The 21051-nt window shown below is 76.6% G+C and carries 5 protein-coding genes; 3 read left to right on the top strand and 2 right to left on the bottom strand.

What is annotated here, in order from left to right; genetic code table 11:
* The first annotated feature begins 21 nt into the window (after positions 1 to 21).
* Both HOY81_RS14240 and HOY81_RS14235 read left to right on the top strand, forming a co-directional pair.
* Positions 22 to 15324, top strand: a complete 15303-nt coding sequence (locus tag HOY81_RS14240; protein ID WP_237320721.1) for a non-ribosomal peptide synthetase — start codon at positions 22 to 24, stop codon at positions 15322 to 15324.
* Positions 15325 to 15329: 5 nt separating this feature from the next.
* Complete coding sequence (locus HOY81_RS14235) at positions 15330 to 15539, top strand: MbtH family protein (RefSeq protein WP_237320720.1); 210 nt, start codon at positions 15330 to 15332, stop codon at positions 15537 to 15539.
* Positions 15540 to 15802: 263 nt separating this feature from the next.
* Here the strand turns inward: HOY81_RS14235 and HOY81_RS14230 are convergent, their stop codons facing one another.
* The gene (locus HOY81_RS14230; RefSeq protein ID WP_237320719.1) at positions 15803 to 17623 is read right to left on the bottom strand and encodes an ABC transporter ATP-binding protein; all 1821 of its coding nucleotides are present in this window, start codon (positions 17621 to 17623) and stop codon (positions 15803 to 15805) included.
* Between the two features lie 173 nt (positions 17624 to 17796).
* The gene (locus HOY81_RS14225) at positions 17797 to 19623 is read right to left on the bottom strand and encodes an ABC transporter ATP-binding protein (protein WP_237320718.1); all 1827 of its coding nucleotides are present in this window, start codon (positions 19621 to 19623) and stop codon (positions 17797 to 17799) included.
* Between the two features lie 304 nt (positions 19624 to 19927).
* On the opposite strand from HOY81_RS14225, the gene HOY81_RS14220 reads away from it, so the two are divergent.
* Positions 19928 to 21004, top strand: a complete 1077-nt coding sequence (locus HOY81_RS14220; protein ID WP_237320717.1) for an iron ABC transporter permease — start codon at positions 19928 to 19930, stop codon at positions 21002 to 21004.
* The last annotated feature ends 47 nt before the right edge of the window (positions 21005 to 21051 follow it).

Below are 21051 nucleotides of genomic sequence, written 5' to 3'. Positions count from 1 at the left end.
AGGGAAAGGCCACTGCCAACGATGTGTGACGTCGCGTCGGACCGGACCCCCGCCTCCGGGATACCCGTCACCGGCGGGCAATCCGGCGTCTGGCTCGCCCAGCGGATCGAGCCGGACAGCTCCGCCTTCAACATCGTGTTCGCCCTGGAACTCCGCGGCGCGGTCGACCTCGACCGCCTCGCCGCCGCCGTCCGGCAGACCGTGGAGGAGGCCGCATGCCTCCAGGTGGCGTTCTCCGAGGAGGACGGCGCCCCGCGGCAGACGCCCGCCCCCGCCCCCTGCGCGGTCCCCGTCGTCGACCTGCGCGACGCCGCGGACCCCGAGCAGGTTGCCGCCGCGTGGACGGCGGAGGAACGCGACCGCCCCGTGGACCTCGCCGCCGGCCCGCTCTTCGCCCAGGCGCTGCTGCGGCTCGCCGACGACCGGGTCTGGTGGTACCAGCGCTACCACCACATCGTGCTGGACGGCATGGGCGTCGCCCTGCTCACCCGCCGGGCCGGCGAGCTCTACACCGCGGCCGTGCAGGACGCGGACGCCCCGGAACCCCCTGACTGGTCCCTGCGCGACCTGGTCGAGGCCGACCGGGCCTACCGCGCCTCCCCGCAGCACGACGCGGACCGCGCCTGGTGGCGGGAGCGGATGGCCGGCCGGCCCGAGCCCGTACGCCTCGTCGAGCGCCCCGCGGCGCCCACCACCCGCCGCCTGCGGCGCACCGCCGACCTGACCGGCGAGGAACTCGCCGCGCTGCGGTCCGCCGCCGAGCGCGCCGGCGTACGGCCGTCCCGGGTGCTGATCGCCGCCGTGGCCGCCTACCTGCACCGGGTCTCCGGCGAGCAGGACCTGGTGCTCGGGCTGCCCGTCGCCGCCCGCCGGGACGCGGTGTCCGCGCGCGTACCCGGCATGGTCTCCAACATCGTCCCGCTGCGCCTGACCGTACGCCCCGCCACCACCGGCGCGGAGCTGGTGGCCGCGGTCCGCGACGGCGTGGAGGAGGCGGTGGAGCACGGGCGTCACCGTGCCGAGGACCTGGCCCGGGAACTGGGCGTGGCGGACGGCGTGCCCGGGCTGACCGGCCCCACCGTGAACGTGCTGCCCCGGCCCCGGGGCGTACGCTTCGCCGACCACGAGTTCGACCTGCACCCGGAGTGGCTGGGCCCCGTCCACGACCTGGCCGTGACCTTCTCCGACGGCCGCGGCGGCGACGGCGTGCGCCTGCACCTCGACGCGGACGCCGGCGCCTGCGACCCGGAGACCCTGCGCGACCACGAGCGGCGCCTCCGCGCCCTGCTGCTCGCCCTCACCACCGACCCGGACCGCCCCCTCGGCCGCCTCGACCTCACCTCCGCCGCCGAGCGCGCCCGTCTGCTGGAGGAGTTCGGCACCGCGCCACGCGAGGTCCCCGAACTCTCCTGGCCCGCCGCCTTCGCCGCGCAGGTCGCCCGTACGCCGGACGCCGTCGCCCTCGCGTACGAGGACCGCGAACTGACCTACGCCCGGCTCGACGCGGAGGCCAACCGGCTCGCCCGGCTGCTCGTGGACCGCGGCGCGGGCAGCGGCAGCGTGGTCGGCGTGGCGCTGCCCCGCACCCCGGAGCTGGTGGTGGCGCTGCTCGCGGTGCTGAAGTCCGGCGCCGCCTACCTGCCGCTGGACGCCGACCACCCCCGCGACCGGATCGCCTACATGCTCGCCGACGCCGGCGCCCGGACCGTCCTCACCGTGCGGGAGTACGACGGCGCCCTTCCGGACACCCCCGGCGTCACCCGCCTGCTGCTCGACGACCCGGACGTCGCGGAGGCCCGGGCCGCGCAGCCGGACACCGACCCCGGGGTGCCGGTCGCCCTGGACGACGCCGCGTACGTCATCTACACCTCCGGCTCCACCGGCCGCCCGAAGGGCGTCGTCGTCTCCCACGACGGCGTCGGCAGCCTCATCGCCACCGCCACCGACCGGCTGGGCGTCGACTCCGGCAGCCGCGTGGTGCAGTTCGCCTCCGTCGGCTTCGACGTGGCCGTCTGGGACCTGATCATGTCGCTGTGCGTGGGCGGCCGGATCGTCCTCGTCCCCACCGAGCGCCGCGTCGCCGGGCCCGCGCTCACCACGTACCTCACGGAGCACCGCGCCACTCACATGATCCTGCCGCCGTCGCTGGTCTCCGCGCTGCCGCAGGAGTGCGAGCTGCCCGAGGGCGCCGTGCTGGTGGTCGGCACCGAGGCGGTGCCGAGCGAGCTGATCGCCCGCTGGGCGGGGCGGCTCCGCGTGGTCGTCGCCTACGGGCTCACCGAGGCGAGCGTCAACTCCACCCTCTGGCGAGCCGACCCGGACCGGCCCGGGCCCGCCCCCATCGGCCGGCCCGACCCGAACACCCGCTGCTACGTGCTCGACGCGGCGCTGCGGCCGGTGCCGGCCGGCGCCGAGGGCGAGCTGTACGTCGCCGGGCGCGGCCTGGCGCGCGGCTACCTGGGACGGGCGGGGCTGACCGCGGAGCGGTTCGTGGCCGACCCGTACGGGCCGCCCGGCAGCCGCATGTACCGCACCGGCGACCGGGTCCGCTGGGACGCCGAGGGCGACCTGGAGTTCCTGGGCCGCGCGGACGGCCAGCTCAAGGTCCGCGGTCACCGCATCGAGCCCGGCGAGGTCGAGAGCGCCTTCATGGCCTGTCCCGGCATCGTCCAGGCGGCCGTCCTGGCGCGCGACGACCACCGGGGCGTCAAGCGGCTGGTGGCCTATCTCGTGCCCGGGGCGGACGCGGGGACCGCGGCGCCGGGGGAGAGCGGCGCGGCCGCGGGGCCCGTGCAGCCCGGGACGCCGGAGCCCACCGCGGGCGCAACCGGCGAGCCGGGCCGGACCGCCGAGCCGGGCCGGACCGCCGGGCCGGGCGGGGCCGACGCCGTGGTGGCGGCCGCCCGCGCCCGGGTGGCGGAGGCCCTGCCGGACCACATGGTGCCGTCCGCGGTGGTGGTGCTCGGCGGCCCGCTCCCGCTGACGCCCAACGGCAAGCTCGACCGCCGCGCCCTGCCCGAGCCCCGCTGGACGGCGCTGAGCGGCGCCGACGCGCCGGCCACCCCGGAGGAGTCCGCGCTCGCCGGGCTCGTCGCCGAGGTGCTCGGCCTGCCCTCGGTCGGCGTCCACGACAGCTTCTTCGAGCTCGGCGGCGACAGCATCGTCGCCCTCCAGCTCGTGAACCGCGCCCGCGCGGCGGGGTTCGCGCTCACCCCGCGCGACGTCTTCCGGCAGCGGACCGTGGCGGCGCTCGCCCGCACCGTGGCCGAGGCCGGCCCCGCCGGGCCCGCGCCCGCCCGGGCGCCCCGGGCGGAGCTCGACCCCGACGCGCTCCCGGTCTCCCCGCTCCAGGAGGGCTTCTTCTTCCACGCCGCATACGACGCCGGGCACGCCGGGCACAGCACCGGGGAGCCGGCCTCCGCCGACGCGTACGTGGTGCAGGAACTGCTGGACCTGGACGGGACCGTGGACCCCGGCCGGCTGCGCCGCGCGCTCCAGCGCCTCCTCGACCGGCACCCGCTGCTGCGGGCCTCCTTCCGCCAGCTCCCCGGCGGCGAGGTCGTGCAGCGGCTCCCGGAGGAGGTGACGCTGCCCTGGCGGGAGACCGACCTGAGCGTCACGCCGCTGGAGGAGGTGCTCCGTGCCGACCGGGACGAGCCGTTCGACCTCGCCCGGCCGCCGCTGCTGCGCGCCGCCCTGCTGCGGGACGGAGCGCGCCACCGCCTGCTGCTGACCCTGCATCACATCGTCGCCGACGGCTGGTCGGTCTCCGTCCTGCTGCGGGAGCTGACCGCCGCCTACCGGGACGAGGAACTGCCGCAGGCCCCCGACCCGTACGCCTACCTCTCCTGGCTGGCCGGCCGGGACCGGGAGGCCGCGCGCGACGCCTGGCGGCGGGCGCTGGCCGGCCTGGACGGGCCCACCCGGCTTCCCGCGCTCTCCGCCTCCGGCTCCGCTGCCGTCCCCGGCGGCGGGGCGGGCGCACCGGCGCGCCCCGAGCGGGTCGACACCCGGCTGCCCGAGGACCTCGCCGCGGGCCTGACGGCGTACGCCCGCGCCGAGGGCCTCACCCTGAGCACCGTCGTGCACGGCCTGTGGGGCCTGCTGCTGGGCGGGCTCACCGGCAGCGAGGACGTCGTCTTCGGTACCACCGTCTCCGGGCGGACCACCGAGGTCGAGGGACTGGACGCGGCCGTCGGCCTGTTCATCAACACCGTCCCGGCCCGGGTCGTCCTGCGCCCCGGCGAGTCGCTCACCGGGCTGCTGCGGCGCGTCCAGGACGAGCAGGCCGCGCTCCTGGACCACCAGCACCTGGGCCTCGCCGACATCCAGCGGCTCGCCGGCGGCGGGGAACTCTTCGACACCCTGGTGGTGTTCGAGAACCAGCCCGCCGCCGACCCGGGCTCCGGCCGGGAGCCCGGAGGGCTGCGCCTCACCGGCACCGAGGTGTTCGACGCCGTGCACTACCCGCTGGCGCTCGTCGTGGAGCCGGACGACGGCCGGCTGCTGCTGCGCTTCAAGCACGACGCGGCGCGGCTGGACCACGTGACCGTCGCCGTGCTCGCCAAGCGCTTCCTGTCGCTGCTGCGGACGCTGGTGACCGACCCCGGCCGCCCGGTCGCCCGCACCGGCCTGCTCTCCGAGCGGGAGCGGCAGCACCTCGCGGAGCTGAACACCACCGACCGGCCGGTCCCCGAGGCCACCCTGGCCTCGCTCGTCGCCGCCCAGACGGCGCGCACCCCGGAGGCCACCGCCGTGGTCTTCGAGGGCAGCACGCTGACCTACGCCGAACTGGACCGGCGGGCCGAGGCCCTGGCCAGGCGGCTGCGGGCGCGGGGTGCGGGCCCCGAACGGTACGTCGCGGTCGCGGTGCCGCGCTCCGCGGAGCTGATGGTGGCGCTGCTCGGCGTCCTCAAGTCCGGGGCCGCGTATCTGCCCGTCGACCTGGACTACCCGGCCGACCGGGTGGCGTTCATGCTGCGCGACTCCGGCGCGCGGACGGTCGTCACCACCGCGGAGGCCGCCGAGCGGCTGCCCGGGGTGCCCGGGCCGGACCGGGTGCTCCTGGACGGCGAGGAGGACCCGCGCGAGCCGCGCCACGAGCAGGCGCAGCCGGTGCAGGCACCGGGCGAGGACACCGACCGGCGAGTGCGCCCCGGCGCGGAGGGCACGCCGCAGGCAGGCCCGGACCACCCGGCGTACCTGATCTACACCTCCGGCTCCACCGGCCGCCCCAAGGGCGTCGCCGTCACCCACCGGGCGATCGTCAACCGGCTCGCCTGGATGCAGGGCGCCTACGGTCTCGCCGCGGACGACCGGGTACTCCAGAAGACCCCGTCCAGCTTCGACGTCTCCGTATGGGAGTTCTTCTGGGCGCTGACCCGGGGGGCGGCCGTGGTGCTCGCCCGCCCGCACGGCCACCGCGACCCGGCGTACCTGGCCGGGCTCATCCGCGAACAGCGGATCACCACGCTGCACTTCGTGCCGTCCATGCTGGCCGCCTTCGTGCAGGCCCAGCGCGGCGAGTCCGCCGCGTGGGCGGCCAGCCTGCGCCGGGTGTTCTGCAGCGGCGAGGCGCTGACCGGCGCGGACGCCCGGAGCTGGGCGGAACTGACCGCCCGCTCCGGCACCGGCCCGGTGCCGCTGCACAACCTCTACGGGCCCACCGAGGCGGCCGTGGACGTCACCTACCACCCCTACGAGGGCGGCCCCGAGCCCACCGGGTCCACCGTGCCGATCGGCCGGCCGGTGTGGAACACCCGGCTGCACGTGCTGGACCCCTTCCTGCGGCCGGTGCCGGACGGGGTGCCCGGCGAGCTCCACCTCGCCGGCGTCCAGCTCGCCCGCGGCTACCACGACCGGCCGGGACTGACCGCGGAACGCTTCGTGGCCGACCCGTTCGGACCGCCCGGCAGCCGCATGTACCGCACCGGCGACCTGGTGCGGCGCCGCGCCGACGGCGCCCTGGAGTACCTGGGCCGCACCGACCGGCAGGTGAAGATCCGCGGCAACCGCGTCGAACCGGGCGAGATCGAGGCCGCCCTCGCGGCGCAGCCCGGGGTCGCCCGTGCAGCGGTGGTCGTCCGCGACGGTGCGCTCGTCGGGTACGTCGTGCCCGCCCCCGGCGCCGACGCCCCGGACACCGGCGCGCTGCGCGCCGCGCTCGCCGGCGCCCTGCCGGACACCATGGTGCCGGGGGCGGTGGTGGCCCTCGACGCGCTGCCGCTGACGCCCAGCGGCAAGCTGGACCAGAACGCCCTGCCCGTCCCCGAGGCGGCGCCACGGGAGGGCGGCCGGGCCCCGCGCGACGAGCGGGAACGGGCCCTGTGCGCGATCTTCACCGAGGTGCTGGGCGTCGAAGGGGTCGGTGCCGACGACGACTTCTTCGTGCTGGGCGGCGACAGCCTCACCTCGATCGCCGTGGCCACCCGCGCCCGGGAGCGGGGGCTGGCCCTCGGCCCGCGCGAGGTGTTCGAGTGCCGTACGCCGGCCGCGCTCGCCGCGGCGGCGGGTGCGGTGCCCACGGGCGCCGGGGGCGAGGCGGCCGAACCGGTCGCCGGGGCCGCGGGCACCCGCGCTCCGCTCGTCGGCACCGCGTCGGCGGAGGCCCCTTCCGGGCACTCCGGGCCCCGTTCCGCCGGCGCCGCGGCGGGTGCGGAGGGCGGCTCCTCCGGAGGTGCCGGAGCCACCGCGGGAGACGCTTCGGGCCCGGCGGAGGCTCCGCAGGACGCCGGGGACGGGGCTCCGTCCGCCGCTCCGGACGCCGGGGGCGTGACCGTCTCCGCCGCGGAGGCCGGGGAGGCCGCCGCGGCGCTGCAGGCACTGCTCGACGGCCGGCGGGGCGGCGAGGCCGACCCCGCGCTGCGCGCGCTCCTCGGCCGCCTCACCGCCGCCGCCGGAACCGACCGGGCGTCCGCGCCGCAGCCCGCGCCGGACGCCTCCGGGAACGCACCCGGACACGCCCCCGCAGACGGCTCGGGGCACGCCCGGGGCAACGCCTTCCCGGACGCGTCCGCAGGCGCTGAGGGGCACGCCACCACGGACGGTCCCGGACACGCCTCGGGGAGCGCCGTTGCGGACGCCCCCGGGACCGCCTCCCCGGGCGCCCCCGGGCACGCCCGGGGCGGTGACGCGCCCGGCGCGTCCGGCGCGTCACCGGTGAGTGCCGCCGGGCGTGCGCGGGGGCGTGTCTCTGCGGACGGGCCCGGGAGCGCCGTGGACGGTGCGTCCTCGGGCGGGCTTGGGCAGGCCCGGGGGCACGCCTCCGCGGACGGCCGCGGGCACGCCGCACCCGAGCCCGTTGCCGGGGCCGCCCCAGCGGCCCTCCCCCCGCTGGGCGGCCTGGAGCTGACCGCGGAGGAGACCGCGCGGGTGGCGGCCGTCGCCGGGCGTCCGGTCGCGGACGTCTGGCCGCTCTCCCCGCTCCAGGAGGGCATGTACTTCCACGCCACCTACGACGCCGGCGACGCCCTCGACGTCTATCTCTCCCAGGAGACCCTGGACTTCGACCGGCGGGTCGACGCCGGCCGTCTGCGGGCCGCCTGCCGCACCCTGCTGGAGCGCAACACCGGGCTGCGGGCCGGTTTCAGCAGCGACGGCCTGCCCCGCCCGGTGCAGTTCATCGTGGCGGACGCGGAGATCCCGCTGGAGGAGGCGGACCTCTCCGGCCTGCCCGCCGAGGAGCAGCGGGCCCGTACCGAGGAGCTGCTGGCGGCCGACCGCCGGCGCCGCTTCGACCTGACCGCGGCACCGCTGTGCCGGCTGCTGCTGATCCGGCTCGGCGACGGCCGGGACCGGCTGGTCGTGACCCACCACCTGATCCTCTGGGACGGCTGGTCCGCCTGGCTGTTCCTGGAGGAGCTGCTGGCGCTGTACGAGCGGAACGGCGACCCCGCGGGCCTGCCCGCACCCGGTTCCTACCGGGACTATCTGGCCTGGCTGGACCGCCAGGACACCACGGCCGCCGTGGAGGCCTGGCGCCGGGCGCTCTCCGGCTTCGACGAGCCGACCCTGGTCGCGCCGTCCGGCCGGGACACCGGCCCGGTGATCCCGGAGGACCACGACGCGGAGCTCACCGCGGAGACCAGCGACCGGCTGCGCGCCCTCGCCCGCCGGCACGGACTCACCCTCAACACCGTGCTGAACGCGGCCTGGGGCATGGTGCTCTCCGCCCTCACCGGCCGCGACGACGTCGCCTTCGGCACCGCGGTCGCCGGGCGCCCCGCGGAGGTGCCGCAGGTGGCCGGCATCATCGGCATGTTCCTCAACACCGTGCCGGCCCGGGTCGCCTTCTCCCCGGAGGAGCCGCTGCCCGCCCTGCTGCGGCGGATGCAGTCCGAGCGGGCTGCCGTGATGCCGTACGAGTACGTGGGACTCGGCACCCTCCAGCAGGAGACGGGCCACCGCCGGCTCTTCGACACCCTGTTCGTGCTGCGGGCCGCCGACGGCGAGGACCGGGCCGGCGCGCTCCGGGAGCGGCACGGCGTCACCGGGGTGTCCAACGTGGACGGCACGCACTTCCCGCTCACCCTGATCGTCACGCCGGACACCCGGCTGCGGGTGACCCTGGCCGCCCGGCCCGACGTGTTCGGCGCGGAGCAGGCGCGGGCCGTCCTCGCCCGCTTCACCACCGTGCTGGAGCGGCTGGCGGACGCCCTCGGCGACGGCGGCGACGGCGGTGAGGACGGCGGCGACGGCGGTGCGGCCTCCCGTACGGGCGACCGCCCGGCCGCCGCCCGTACGGTCGGTGTCGATCTGCTGCTGCCGCACGAACGCGCCGCGCTGCGCGCCGGCTGGGAGACCAGCCGGGAGCCGGTGCCGGACGACACGATCGCCGACCTGCTAGCCGACCAGGCGGCCCGTACGCCGGACGCGGTGGCGCTGGTGTGCGGGGAGCAGTCCCTCACCTACGCCGAGCTGGACGCGCGGATCAACCGGCTCGCCCGGCTGCTGCTCGCCCGGGGTGCGGGCCCGGAGCGGGTGGTGGCGCTCGCGCTGCCGCGGTCCGTGGAGACGGTGGCCGCGCTCTTCGCCGTGCTCCGCACCGGTGCCGCCTATCTGCCGCTCGACCTCGACCACCCCGCCGACCGGCTGCGGCTGATGCTGGCGGACACCGGGCCGCTGTGCCTGGTCTCCACCCGCGCCGTCGCCCCCGCCCTGCACGGGGAGGACGGGCCGCTCGCACCGGAGGTCCTGCTGGACGACCCGGACCTCACCGCGGAGCTGGCGGCCCTCCCGGGCGGCGACCTCGCCGACGCCGAGCGGCCCCGCTTCGCCCGCGGCCTGCCGGGGAGGCTGGAGCATCCCGCGTACGTCATCTACACCTCCGGCTCCACCGGCCGCCCCAAGGGCGTCGTCACCCCGTACCGCGGGCTGACGAACATGCAGCTCAACCACCAGAAGGAGATCTTCGACCCGGCCATCGCGGCGGCCGGCGGGCGGCGGCTGCGCATCGCGCACACCGTCTCCTTCTCCTTCGACATGTCCTGGGAGGAGCTGCTCTGGCTCGTCGAGGGCCACGAGGTGCACGTCTGCGACGAGGAGCTGCGCCGGGACGCCGCCGCGCTGGTGGCCTACTGCGACCGGCACCGGGTCGACGTGGTCAACGTGACGCCGACCTACGCCCAGCTCCTCGTCGAGGAGGGGCTGCTGGAGCAGGGGCGTCCCGAGGACGCCGCCGGCGCCCCGCAAGGCGCCGGTCGGCACCGCCCCGCACTGGTCCTGCTGGGTGGCGAGGCCGTCTCCGGCACCGTGTGGAGCGTGCTGCGCGACACCGAGGGCACCTACGGCTACAACCTCTACGGCCCGACCGAGTACACGATCAACACCCTCGGCGGCTCCACCACCGACAGCGCCACACCCACCGTCGGCCGGCCCATCCGCAACACCCGGGCCTATGTGCTGGACGCGATGCTGCGGCCGGTCCCGCCGGGTTCGCCCGGCGAGCTCTACATCGCCGGCACCGGGCTCGCCCGCGGTTACCACGACCGGCCGGGGCTGACCGCCGAGCGGTTCGTCGCCGACCCGTTCGGGGAGCCCGGCGAGCGGATGTACCGCACGGGCGACCTGGTGCGGCAGCGCCCCGACGGGCTGCTGGACTTCCTCGGCCGCACCGACGACCAGGTCAAGATCCGCGGCTACCGGGTCGAGCCCGCCGAGGTCTCCGCGGTCCTCGCCCGCCATCCCGACGTGGCGCACGCCGCCGTGGTCGCGGCCGCCCGCCCGGGAGGCAAGGCCCTGGCCGGGTACGTCGTCCCGGAGGACGGTGTGGAGCCGGGTGAGGAACTGGTGCGGCGGCTCCGCGACCACCTGAAGGCCGGGCTGCCGGACTACATGGTGCCCGCCGCCCTGACGCCCGTGGAGACGCTGCCGCTGACCGTCAACGGCAAGCTGGACGTCCGGGCGCTGCCCGCCCCGGACTTCGGGGCGGCCGGAGCCGGCCGCCCGCCGCGCACCCCGGAGGAGAAGACGCTCTGCGGGCTCTTCACCGAGGTGCTGGACCTGCCCGCGGGCAGCGTGGGGATCGACGGCGACTTCTTCGCGCTCGGCGGCCACTCGCTGCTGGCCACCCGGCTGGTCAGCAGGGCCCGCACCGCGCTCGGCACGGAGCTGGCGATCCGCGACCTCTTCGAGGCGCCCACGGTCGCCGAGCTGGTGGAGCGCGCCGCCCGTACGGGCCGCGCCGCCCGGCCCGCGCTCAGCGCCGGGGAACGCCCCGCGGAACTGCCGCTCTCCCACGCCCAGCAGCGGCTGTGGGTCATCCAGCAGATCGAGTGCACCTCGGCCGCGTACAACTTCCCGCTGGTCATGCGGCTGCGCGGCCCGCTGGACACCGAGGCGTGGCGCGCCGCGCTCGCCGATGTGGCGGACCGTCACGAGGCGCTGCGCACGGTCTTCGCCGAGCGCGACGGCCAGGCGTACCAGCGGGTGCTGCCCGCCGGGGAGGCCCGGCCCGAGGTGGAGGTCCTGGAGGCCGCCGAGGAGGAGGTGCCCGGCATCGTCGACCTGGCGGTGAACCGCCCGTTCGACCTGGCCGCCGAACTCCCGCTGCGGGCCACGCTGGTGCGGGTCGGCCCGGAGGACCACGTGGCGGTCCTGCTGCTGCACCACATCACCACCGACGAGTGGTCCGACCGGCCGTTCCTGCGCGACCTGTCCGCCGCGTACGCCGCACGCCGCGCCGGCACCGCGCCCGGCTGGGAGCCGCTGCCCGTGCAGTACGCGGACTACGCGCTCTGGCAGCAGCGGCTGCTCGGCGACCCCGCCGACCCGGGCAGCCTGGCCGCCCGGCAGCTCGCCCACTGGCGCGGCACGCTGGAGGGCGCCCCCGAGGAGCTGGAGCTGCCGGCCGACCGGCCGCGGCCCGCCCGCCCGGCGTTCTCCGGCGCCGATCTGGACGTCGAGTTCGGCCCCGAGGTCCACCGCGGGCTGCAACGGCTCGCCCGGGAGACCGGCGCCAGCATGTTCATGGTGGTGCACGCGGCCGTGGCCGCGCTGCTGCACCGGCTGGGCGCCGGCACGGACATCCCGCTCGGCGCGCCCATCGCCGGGCGGAGCGACGAGGCCCTGGACGACCTGGTCGGCTTCTTCGTCAACACGCTCGTGCTCCGCACCGACCTGTCCGGCGACCCCTCCTTCACCGAGCTGCTGGCCCGGGCGCGGGAGACCGACCTGGCCGCGTTCTCGCACGCCGACGTGCCGTTCGAGTCCGTGGTCGAGGAGCTCAACCCGACACGCTCACTCTCCCGGAACCCGCTCTTCCAGGTGATGGTCGGCTACCACGCCCGCACCGGCGACGGCCCGGAACTCCCCGGGCTGCGCGCCGAGTACGTGCCCTTCCGCACCCGCTCCGCCAAGTTCGACCTGGTGTTCAGCTTCACCGAGCAGCTCGCCGCCGAAGGCGGCACCGGCGGCGCGGACGGCACCGACGCCCACGGCGGCTCCCTCCACTGCCGCCTGGAGTACGCCACCGAACTGTTCGACCCGGAGACCGCCGAACGGCTCGGCGACCGGCTCCGCCGGCTGGTCGCGGCGCTCGCCGCCGCGCCCGGACGGCCCGTCTCGCAGGCGGAGATCCTCGCGCCCGAGGAGCGGCGGCTGGTCCTGGAGGACTTCAACGGCACCCCGCGCACCGTCGACGAGGACACCCTGACGGGCCTGTTCGCCCGGCGGCTCGCCGAACGGCCGGACGCCCCGGCCGTGGTGGACCGGGGACGCACGGTCTCCTACGGGCAGCTCGACGCCCGCGCGAACCGCATCGCCCGGCTGCTCGCCGCCCGCGGCGTGGGCACCGAGAGCGTGGTGGGCGTGGCCGTGCCGCGCTCGGTGGACACCGTCGCCACCGTGCTCGCCGCGATGAAGCTGGGCGCCGCCTTCCTGCCGCTCGACCTGGTGCACCCGGCCGACCGGCTCGCCTACATGATCGAGGACTCCGGCGCGGCGCTGGTCGTCGGCACCGAACCGGTGGCCGGGAAGATCCCCGCGGCCGCCGGGGTGCCCCTGGTGCTGCTCGACGCCCCGGAGACCGCCGCCGAGCTGGACGCCCTGCCCGCCACGCCGCCGGCCGGACCGGCGCCCGCCCTGGACGCGGCCGCCTACGTGATCTACACCTCCGGCTCCACCGGCCGCCCCAAGGGCGTCGTGGTGCCGCACGAGGGCGTCGCCAGCCTGGTCGCCACCGCGGTCGACCGGATGGGCCTGGAACGCGACAGCCGGGTGCTGCAGTTCGCCTCCACCGGCTTCGACGTCTTCGTCTTCGAGCTGTCCATGGCGCTGTGCCACGGCGGCCGGCTGGTGCTGATCCCCGAGGAGGCCCGGGTCGCCGGGCCGGCCCTCACCGGTTTCCTCGCGGAGCAGGCGATCACCCACATGATCCTGCCGCCGTCACTGGTGTCGGCGCTGCCGCCGGGCTGCGAACTCCCCGCTGACGCGACCGTGCTGGTCGGCACCGAGACCGTGCCGCCGGACCTCTTCGCGCGCTTCGCCGCGGCGAACCTCGTCTGCGCGTACGGACTCACCGAGGCCACCGTCAACTCCACGCTGTGGGTGGCCCGCGAACACGGCGGCCGCGCCCCGGGCCGCGCCCCCATCGGCCGGCCCGACCCCAACACCCGCTGCTACGTGCTGGACGAGCGCCTGCGCCCGGTCCCGCCAGGCGTGACCGGCGAACTGTACGTCGCCGGGCGCGGCCTCGCCCGCGGCTACCTCGGCCGGGCGGGGCTGACCGCGGAACGGTTCCTGGCCGACCCGTACGGGCCGCCCGGCAGCCGCATGTACCGCACCGGCGACCGCGCCCGCTGGCGCCCGGACGGCAACCTGGACTTCCTCGGCCGCGCCGACACCCAGGTGAAGGTCCGCGGCTTCCGGATCGAACTGGGCGAGATCGAGGCCGCCCTCGCCGGGCACCCCGCCGTCGCCCAGGCCGCCGTGGTGCCCGACCGCGACGGCGACATCGTCCGCCTGACCGGCTACGCCGTGCCCGAGGACGGGCCCCTCGACCCGCAGGAGCTGCGCGCCCACGTCGCCGGGGTGCTGCCGGAGTACATGGTGCCCGCGCTCGTCGTACCGCTGGACGGCCCGCTGCCGCTCACGCCCAACGGCAAGCTGGACCGCAAGGCGCTGCCCGCGCCGGACTGGTCCGCCATGACCGGCGACGCCCGCCCGGCCACCCCCACCCAGGCCCGGCTCGCGGAGCTGTTCTGCGAGATCCTGCGGCTGGAGAGCGTCGGCGTGCACGACAACTTCTTCGCGCTCGGCGGCCACTCCATGGCGTCCATGCGGCTGCTGGGCCGCATCCGCACCGAGTTCGGCGTCGAACTGAGCATCCGGGACGTGTTCGACGCGCTCACCGTCGCCGGGCTCGCCGGCAAGCTCGACGGCGCGGCCGCGGCCCGGCCGCCGCTGCGCCCCGCTGCGGAGCCGGAGCAGGAGGGCGTGCCACAGCCGGCGGCGCCCGTCCAGCGCCCGCAGTGGGACGCCTACCGGCGCCGGGCCGGTTTCGACCACGCGCTGGCGCTGCGCTCCCCGGGCGGACTGGACGCGGAGGCGCTGACCGCGGCGCTCGCCGATGTGACGGCCCGGCACGCACCGCTGCGCACCGCCTTCACCGAACGGGACGGGGAACTGCTCCGGCGGCCCGCCGAGGCCCCGGCCCTCGCCGTGGAGGAGTGCGCCGACCTGGACGCGCGGCTGGCGGAACTCGCCGCCGCGACACCGGACCTGGAGCGGGAAGCCCCGCTGCGGGCCCGGCTGCTCACCGGCCCCGGCGGCGCGCAGGCGGTCCTGCTGACCCTGCACTACCTCGCCGCGGACGAGTGGTCCGTGGTCCCGCTCTTCCGCGACCTCACCACGGCCTACGCCGCCCGTACGGAGGGCCGGGCCCCCGAGTGGGAGCCGCTGCCCGTCGGCTACGGCGACTACGCCCGCTGGGCCCGCCAGGTCCTCGGCGACCTCGCCGACCCGGAGAGCCACGGCGGCCGGCAGCTCACCCGCTGGCGGCACACCCTCCAGGACGCGCCGCGGGAGCTCGCGCTCCCCACGGACCGGCCGCACCCTGCGGACCGGCACCCGGGCGGGGAAGCGGGCCACGTCGGCTTCGTGCTGGACGAGCGGCTGCACGCCGACGTGGACCGGCTCGCCCGGGAGACCGGCACCAGCATGTTCATGGTGCTGCACGCCACCCTGTCCGCCCTGCTCACCGCGCACGGAGCGGGCACCGACCTGCCGATCGGCACCATGGTCGCCGGCCGTACCGACGACCGCCTCGCCGACCTGGTCGGCTGCTTCCTCAACACCGTGGTGCTGCGCACCGACACCGGCGGCGACCCGTCCTTCGCCGAACTACTGGCCCGGGTACGGGAGACCGTGCTCAGCGCGCTGGACGGGCAGGACGTCCCGTACGACGCAGTGGCCCGCGCCGCCGGACTCTCCCCGCACGGGCCGCAGGTCATGGTGATCCACCACGAACAGGCCGACCTGGAGCGGCTGGAGGGCGGCATGGGCTCCCTCCAGGCCCTGCCGACCGGCTCGGCACGGGCGGACCTCACCCTCGGCTTCCACGAGCCGCGCGGCGACGGGCCGGTGCACTGCGCCCTGACCTACGCAACCGCACTGCTCGGCACCGCCAAGGCCCGGCGGCTCGCCGGGGAGATCGAGGCGCTGCTGCGCGCCGCGACCGCCGACCCCGGACGCACCCTCTCCGAGCTGTCCACCGCCATGCCGGCCGCTTCCGGCGGGCCGACCGGGTCCGCGGGGTCCGGCGGGTCGGCCGGGTCGGCCGGCCCGGCCACCTCCGCCACGTCCCAGAACACCGTCCACGAGGAGTGACACCGATGAGCACCAACCCGTTCGAGGACGCCGAGGGCCGCTTCCTGGTCCTGGTCAACGACGAGGGCCAGCACTCGCTCTGGCCGTCCTTCGCCGAGGTTCCCGCCGGGTGGCGGACCGTCTTCGGCGAGGACACCCGCGAGGCCTGCCTGGACTATGTGGAGTCCCACTGGACGGACCTGCGCCCCGCGAGCCTGGTGGCCCGGCAGGGCTGAGCCGGCTTCACCGGGCGCCCGGAGGACGCGCCGCGGGCGGCCGCGCGGTGCGGCCATCCGCCGGCGCGACGCTGTGCGGCTCCGCGGAGGGGATTGCCTCCGCGGAGGCCGGGTGCGGGCCGGTGGGTGGTTACGGTCACTGCTTGGCGGGCTACGGGGGGAGGGGTGCCTTGCTGGGGCGCGTTCATGCTGCGGGCGCGGGTGCCGCGCCTGGCTGGCAGCCGCGCCTGGCCGGTAGCCGCGCCCTCGCCCCCGCCCGGCTGTCAGCCGGCCGGGGCGGGGGCGGGGGTCGCCGGGTGCGGCACCTTCCCGGCGGGCTCCCGGCGGCTGTCCGACCAGGCGGCCCAGAGCGCCGCGTACGGCCCGTCCGCGGCCACCAGCTCCTCGTGGGTGCCGGTCTCCACCACCCGGCCCTGGTCCAGTACGACCACGCGGTCCGCGGTCGCCGCCTGGGGCAGCCGGTGCGCCACCACCAGGCCGGTGCGCCCCTCCAGGGCGCGGAGCGCGGCCTCCTCGAGCACCCGGGCGCCCGCGCTGCCGGCGTCGGCCGTGGCCTCGTCCAGGATGGCGACGGGCGGATCCGCCAGCACCAGACGGGCCAGCGCCAGGTGCTGCGCCTGAGAGACCGTCAACCGGTGGCCACCCTCGCCGACGACCGTGTCCAGGCCCTCGGGCAGCGCGTCCACCCACCCCAGGGCGCCCACCCGCTCCAGGGCCGTGCGCAGTTCCTCGTCCGTCGCCTCCGGCCGGACCAGCCGCAGATCCTCCGCCAGCGGACCGGCGAACACGTGGACCTCCTGGCTGATGAGCGTCACCGCCCGGCGCACCCCGGCCGGGCCCAGTTCCCGGGCGTCCACCCCGCCCAGCGTGACGGTCCCGGCGGTGGGCCGGTGCACCCCGGCGATCAGCTTGGCCAGCGTGGTCTTCCCGGCCCCGCTGGCACCCACCAGCGCCACCCGCTCCCCGTCGCGGACCTCCAGCTCCACATCGCGCAGCACGGGCCGGCCGCCCTCGTACGCGTGGCTCAGCGCGGACACCGTGACGGAACCGTCGGCGGGTGCGGTCCGCTCCCCGGCGGGCGGCTCGGCGGGGAGGTGCGAGACGCCGACCAGGCGGGCGAAGCTCGCACCGGCCTGGTGCGCGTCGTCCAGCAGGAACAGCGCGGCGTTGACCGGGTTGAAGAGGCTGTGGAAGTAGAGCGCGGCGGCGGTCGCCGTACCGACGCTCACCGAGCCGTTGCCGACCAGCACGAAACCGGTGGTCAGCACAGCGGCGAGCCCGAGGAACTCCGCGAGGTTCAGCCGGGAGAAGAAGCCGGTCACGATGTGGATGCCGCGCAGCGCCAGGTCCCGCGCCGCCCCCGAACGCCGGTCCACGAGCGCGGTGTGCGCGTCGTTCAGCCGGAAGGCACGTACCGTCCGCACCCCGCCGACGCTGTCCAGCAGTTGGTGCTGGAGCGCGCCGGTGGCGATCCGGTGCTCGGCGTAGACGGGCCCGGCACGGTGCAGGTACCAGCGGACCGACAGCACCTGGACGGGCATCGCCAGCAGCGCGGCCAGCAGGAACCGCCAGTCCAGCACGGCGAGCCCGCCGAGCGTCAGCACGATGGTCAGGGCGGAACGGGAGAACTCCGGAAGCGCCTGCCGCACCGACTTGGCGATCATGGTGACGTCGCTGGTGACCCGGGAGACCAGGTCGCCCGAGCCGGCCGCCTCGACCCGTTCGAGTGGCAGCCGGAGGGCACGTTCGATGAACTGCTCGCGCACGGCGGCCAGCACCGTCTCGCCGAGCCGGGCGACCAGGAAGCTGCCGACCGCGGTGGCCGCGCCGCGGACGACGGCGACGGCGACCAGCAGCACCAGCGGCAGCGTGAGCGCGCCCGAGCCCCGGTCCTGCACCACCAGGTCGACGATGTGCCCCAGGAGCGGCGCAGTCAGCAGGCCGATGCCGGTACCGGCGGTCAGCACCGCGAGCGCCCCGAAGGCCAGCGGCCGGTGGCCGCGGAGCACGTCGCGGAGGGCCGCCCTGGTCTCGGCGCCGCCGGCGGTCGGCAGAATGGGGCGCTCCGTGCTGGTTCCGCTCATGGTCTCTTTTGTCTGCGTCGTCTGTGTCCCGTGCGCCGCCTGCGCCGCTCGTGTCCTGTGCGTGGCGCCGGGCGCCGGGGTGTCCGGTGCCGGGGCGGCGTCGGCGGGTGTCGCCTCCGGGTCCGCGCCCGGGGCCGCGCCCGGGTCCGGCCCGGACGGCTGCTGCGCGGCCGTCACGAGAGCACCGCCGCGCGGTACGCCGCGTCGGCGGCGACCAGTTCGCCGTGCGGCCCGTCGGCGGTCACCGTGCCGTCCTCCAGCACCACCACGCGATCGGTCACCGCGAGCAGCGCGGGGCTGGTGGTCACCAGCACGGTGGTGCGGCCCCGGCGTGCCTCCCGCAGCCGGGCGGCGATCCGCGACTCGGTGACGGTGTCCACGGCGGTGGTCGGGTCGTGCAGCACCAGCACCGGGCGGTCCGCGGCCAGGGCCCGGGCGAGCGCCACCCGTTGGCGCTGGCCGCCGGAGAGCGAGCGTCCCCGTTCGGCGAGCACGGTGTCCGCGCCGTCCGGGAGCAGCCGGGCGACCTCGTCCGCCGCCGCGGCGGCCAGGGCGACGGTGACGGCGTCGCCTTCCGCGGCGTGGTGGGGGCTGCCGTCGAGAGGGCGGCCGGGGCTGCCGTCCGTGCTGCCGGCTGTTTCGCCGTCGAGAGGGACGCCGGGGGCTCCGGTGGGAGGGCTGTCGTCCTCGGGGTGCCCGTACTCGTCGCGGGCCCCGGCCCGTACGTTCTCCAGCAGGCTGGTCTCGAAGAGGTCCGCGTCGTGCGGGGCGACCAGGACCGCGCGGCGCAGCGCGTCCGGATCGAGCGCGGTCAGCGGCACGCCGTCCAGCTCGATCACGCCCTCCTCCGGGTCGGCCTCCCGGGCCAGGCAGCGCAGCAGGTCCTCGGCGGCGGCCGGGTCCCGGGCGACGACGCCGGTGACGCTGCCGGGCGGCAGGTCGAGGTGCACGTCGTGCAGTGCGCCCAGGGTGGTGCCGCGCAGCCGGACATGACCGGCCGCCGGGGCCGTGGGCGCGTCCGTCCCGCTCTCCAGGGCGGCGGGCGCGGTCAGCACCTCCGCGATGCGCCGGGCGGAGGCGCGGCCCTGCGCGAACTCCGCGTTCACGTAGGTGAGGAGCTGGAACGGGCCGAGGAGGAACTGGGCCAGGCCCACCGCGGCGACCAGGTCGCCGACGCTGATGCTGCCGTCCATCGCCAGATACGCGCCCACCAGCCCGATGAGCGCGATGAAGACGCCGGTCAGCGCCTGGACCGCGCCCTCGTGCCCGGCGCGGCTGCGGGCCGCCCGCAGGGCGGCGCCGAGTGATTCCCGGCTGGTGCCGCGGTAGCGGTCGACGGCGGCCGACTCGGCGCCGACGCCCTTGAGTACGCGCAATCCGGAGACCAGGTCCGCGGCGACGCCGGAGGCGTCGGCGGCGCGTTCCTGCTCGGTCTCGCTGCGCCGCTCCAGCGGCCGGCTGATCCGGTGCCCGAGCCACAGCAGCGGCGGGATGCCGAGCAGCACGAGCAGGCCGAGCGGCACGGAGATGCGCAGCAGCGCCACCGCGCTGACGACCAGTGCGGCGATCGCCGCGACCCCGTACGGCAGCACGGTGGTCGCGGCGCCCACCCGGCGGGCGTCGTTGGTGGCGATGCTGGTGAGGGCGCCCGGCAGCCGGTGGGTGTCCGCGCCGCCGCGCGGGTCGAGCACCCGGGTGCCGAGTTCCAGCCGGAGCCGGTGGGCGGCGTGTTCGCCCGCCCCCTCGGTGATGCGGGCGCCCGTGCGGTAGCAGGTGGAGAGCACCAGGAAGAGCCCGGCGAGCACCAGCAGCCAGCGCAGCAGGGCGCCGGAGGAGCCGGTCGCCACCGCCGAGTCGATGGCCGCGCCGATCACCACCGGGACCATGGCCTCGCAGCCCTGATGGGCCATGCCCAGCAACGACGCCGCGACGACACGGCGTCGTTGGCCTCGGATCGCTCTGCGGAGGACGTGTGCCCCCGTCGGTCCTCCAGCGGACATTGTGTGGGCCCCTCCGCGACAGTGGTCGGACGGTCGGAAGACAGTTAGGTAAGGCTACTCTTATCAAGTGGTCGTGCTGTGCGTCACCAGGGCCTCCGGGCGTTCCTCGCGGGTGTGCCCCTGCGCCTCCGCGGGCCGGGGTCCGTGCGTTGACCGGCCGGGGACCTTCGGTTAGCCTCACCTAAGTATTATGTGGTGATCGTCCTGATCGCGTCCGGCGTCGCCGGCCGTGACCGGTGCGCCCGCCACGGTCGTACCCCACCTTCTCTCAGGACATCCGCACCGCCGCCAGGGGGAGTTGTCGTTGTCGGTCGAAGCCCAGGCGGCGCCCGGAAGCCGGACCGGGCCAGCCGCCGCTCCGGCCGCGCCCCGGGCGGGCCGGACCGGAGCGGCCCTGCGGGGCGCCGGCCTGCTGCTGGCCCTCGGCGCTCTCCTCCTGGTCGGGCTGCTCAGCGTGTGGGTCGGCACCCGCGGCATCCCGTTCACCTCCACCTGGAGCGTGCTGTGGAACCCGGACGGGACCGAGACCTCGATCATCATCCACCAGTACCGCATCCCCCGCACCGTGCTCGGGCTGCTCGTCGGCATGGCGCTCGGCCTCTCCGGCGCGCTGATGCAGGCCCTGACGCGTAATCCGCTCGCCGACCCCGGGCTGCTCGGCATCAGCCTCGGGGCCTCCGCCGGAGTGGTGGTGGCCATCGCCTTCCTCGGCATCGGCTCGGTCCTCGGCTACGTCTGGTTCGCCTTCCTGGGGGCGGCCGTCGCCTCGGCCGTGGTCTACCTGCTGGGCTCCTCGGGGCGCAGCCTCGCCACCCCCGACCGGCTGGTCGTCGCGGGCGCGGCGGTGACCGCGGTGCTCTACGCCTTCAACTCGGCGGTGCTGCTGCTCGATCCGGAGGCCTTCGACCAGTTCCGGTTCTGGACGGTGGGGTCGCTCTCCGGGCGCTACCTGGAAGTGGTGTGGGTCGTCCTGCCGTTCATCGCCGTGGGGCTGCTGACCGCGCTGCTGCTCGCCCCCGCACTCAACGCCCTGGGGATGGGCGACCAGGTGGGGCGTGCCCTGGGGGTGAACGTCGGCCGGACCCGGGCGCTGGGCGGCGCCGCGGTCATGCTGCTGTGCGGTGCCGCGACCGCCGCGGCCGGGCCGATCGGCTTCGTGGGGCTCGCCGTGCCGCACATCGCCCGGTTCGTCGTCGGGCCCGACCAGCGGTGGGTGCTGGCGTACTCCATGCTGATCGCGCCGGTGCTGCTCGTCGGCGCGGACGTGCTCGGCCGGGTGCTCGGCTCCCCGGGCGAGGTACAGGTCGGCATCATCACCGCGTTCCTCGGCGCACCGCTCTTCCTCGCTCTGTGCCGCCGCCGGAAGCTGGTGATGCTGTGAGCGACGCGCGTGAGGCCACGGTGTCGCAGGGGAAGGTGTCTCGTGCT

It is taken from the genome of Streptomyces sp. JJ36 (genome assembly GCF_021696945.1).
GTDB lineage: Bacteria > Actinomycetota > Actinomycetes > Streptomycetales > Streptomycetaceae > Streptomyces.
Note: the sequence above shows the minus strand (reverse complement) of the source record. Positions and strands in the feature narration are given on the sequence as shown.

Excerpts from the sequence above, each read along its gene's own strand:
- HOY81_RS14240 (WP_237320721.1), top strand. The coding sequence starts at position 22 with ATGTGTGACGTCGCGTCGGACCGGACCCCCGCCTCCGGGATACCCGTC.
- HOY81_RS14235 (WP_237320720.1), top strand. The coding sequence starts at position 15,330 with ATGAGCACCAACCCGTTCGAGGACGCCGAGGGCCGCTTCCTGGTCCTG.
- HOY81_RS14230 (WP_237320719.1), bottom strand. The coding sequence starts at position 17,623 with ATGAGCGGAACCAGCACGGAGCGCCCCATTCTGCCGACCGCCGGCGGC.
- HOY81_RS14225 (WP_237320718.1), bottom strand. The coding sequence starts at position 19,623 with ATGTCCGCTGGAGGACCGACGGGGGCACACGTCCTCCGCAGAGCGATC.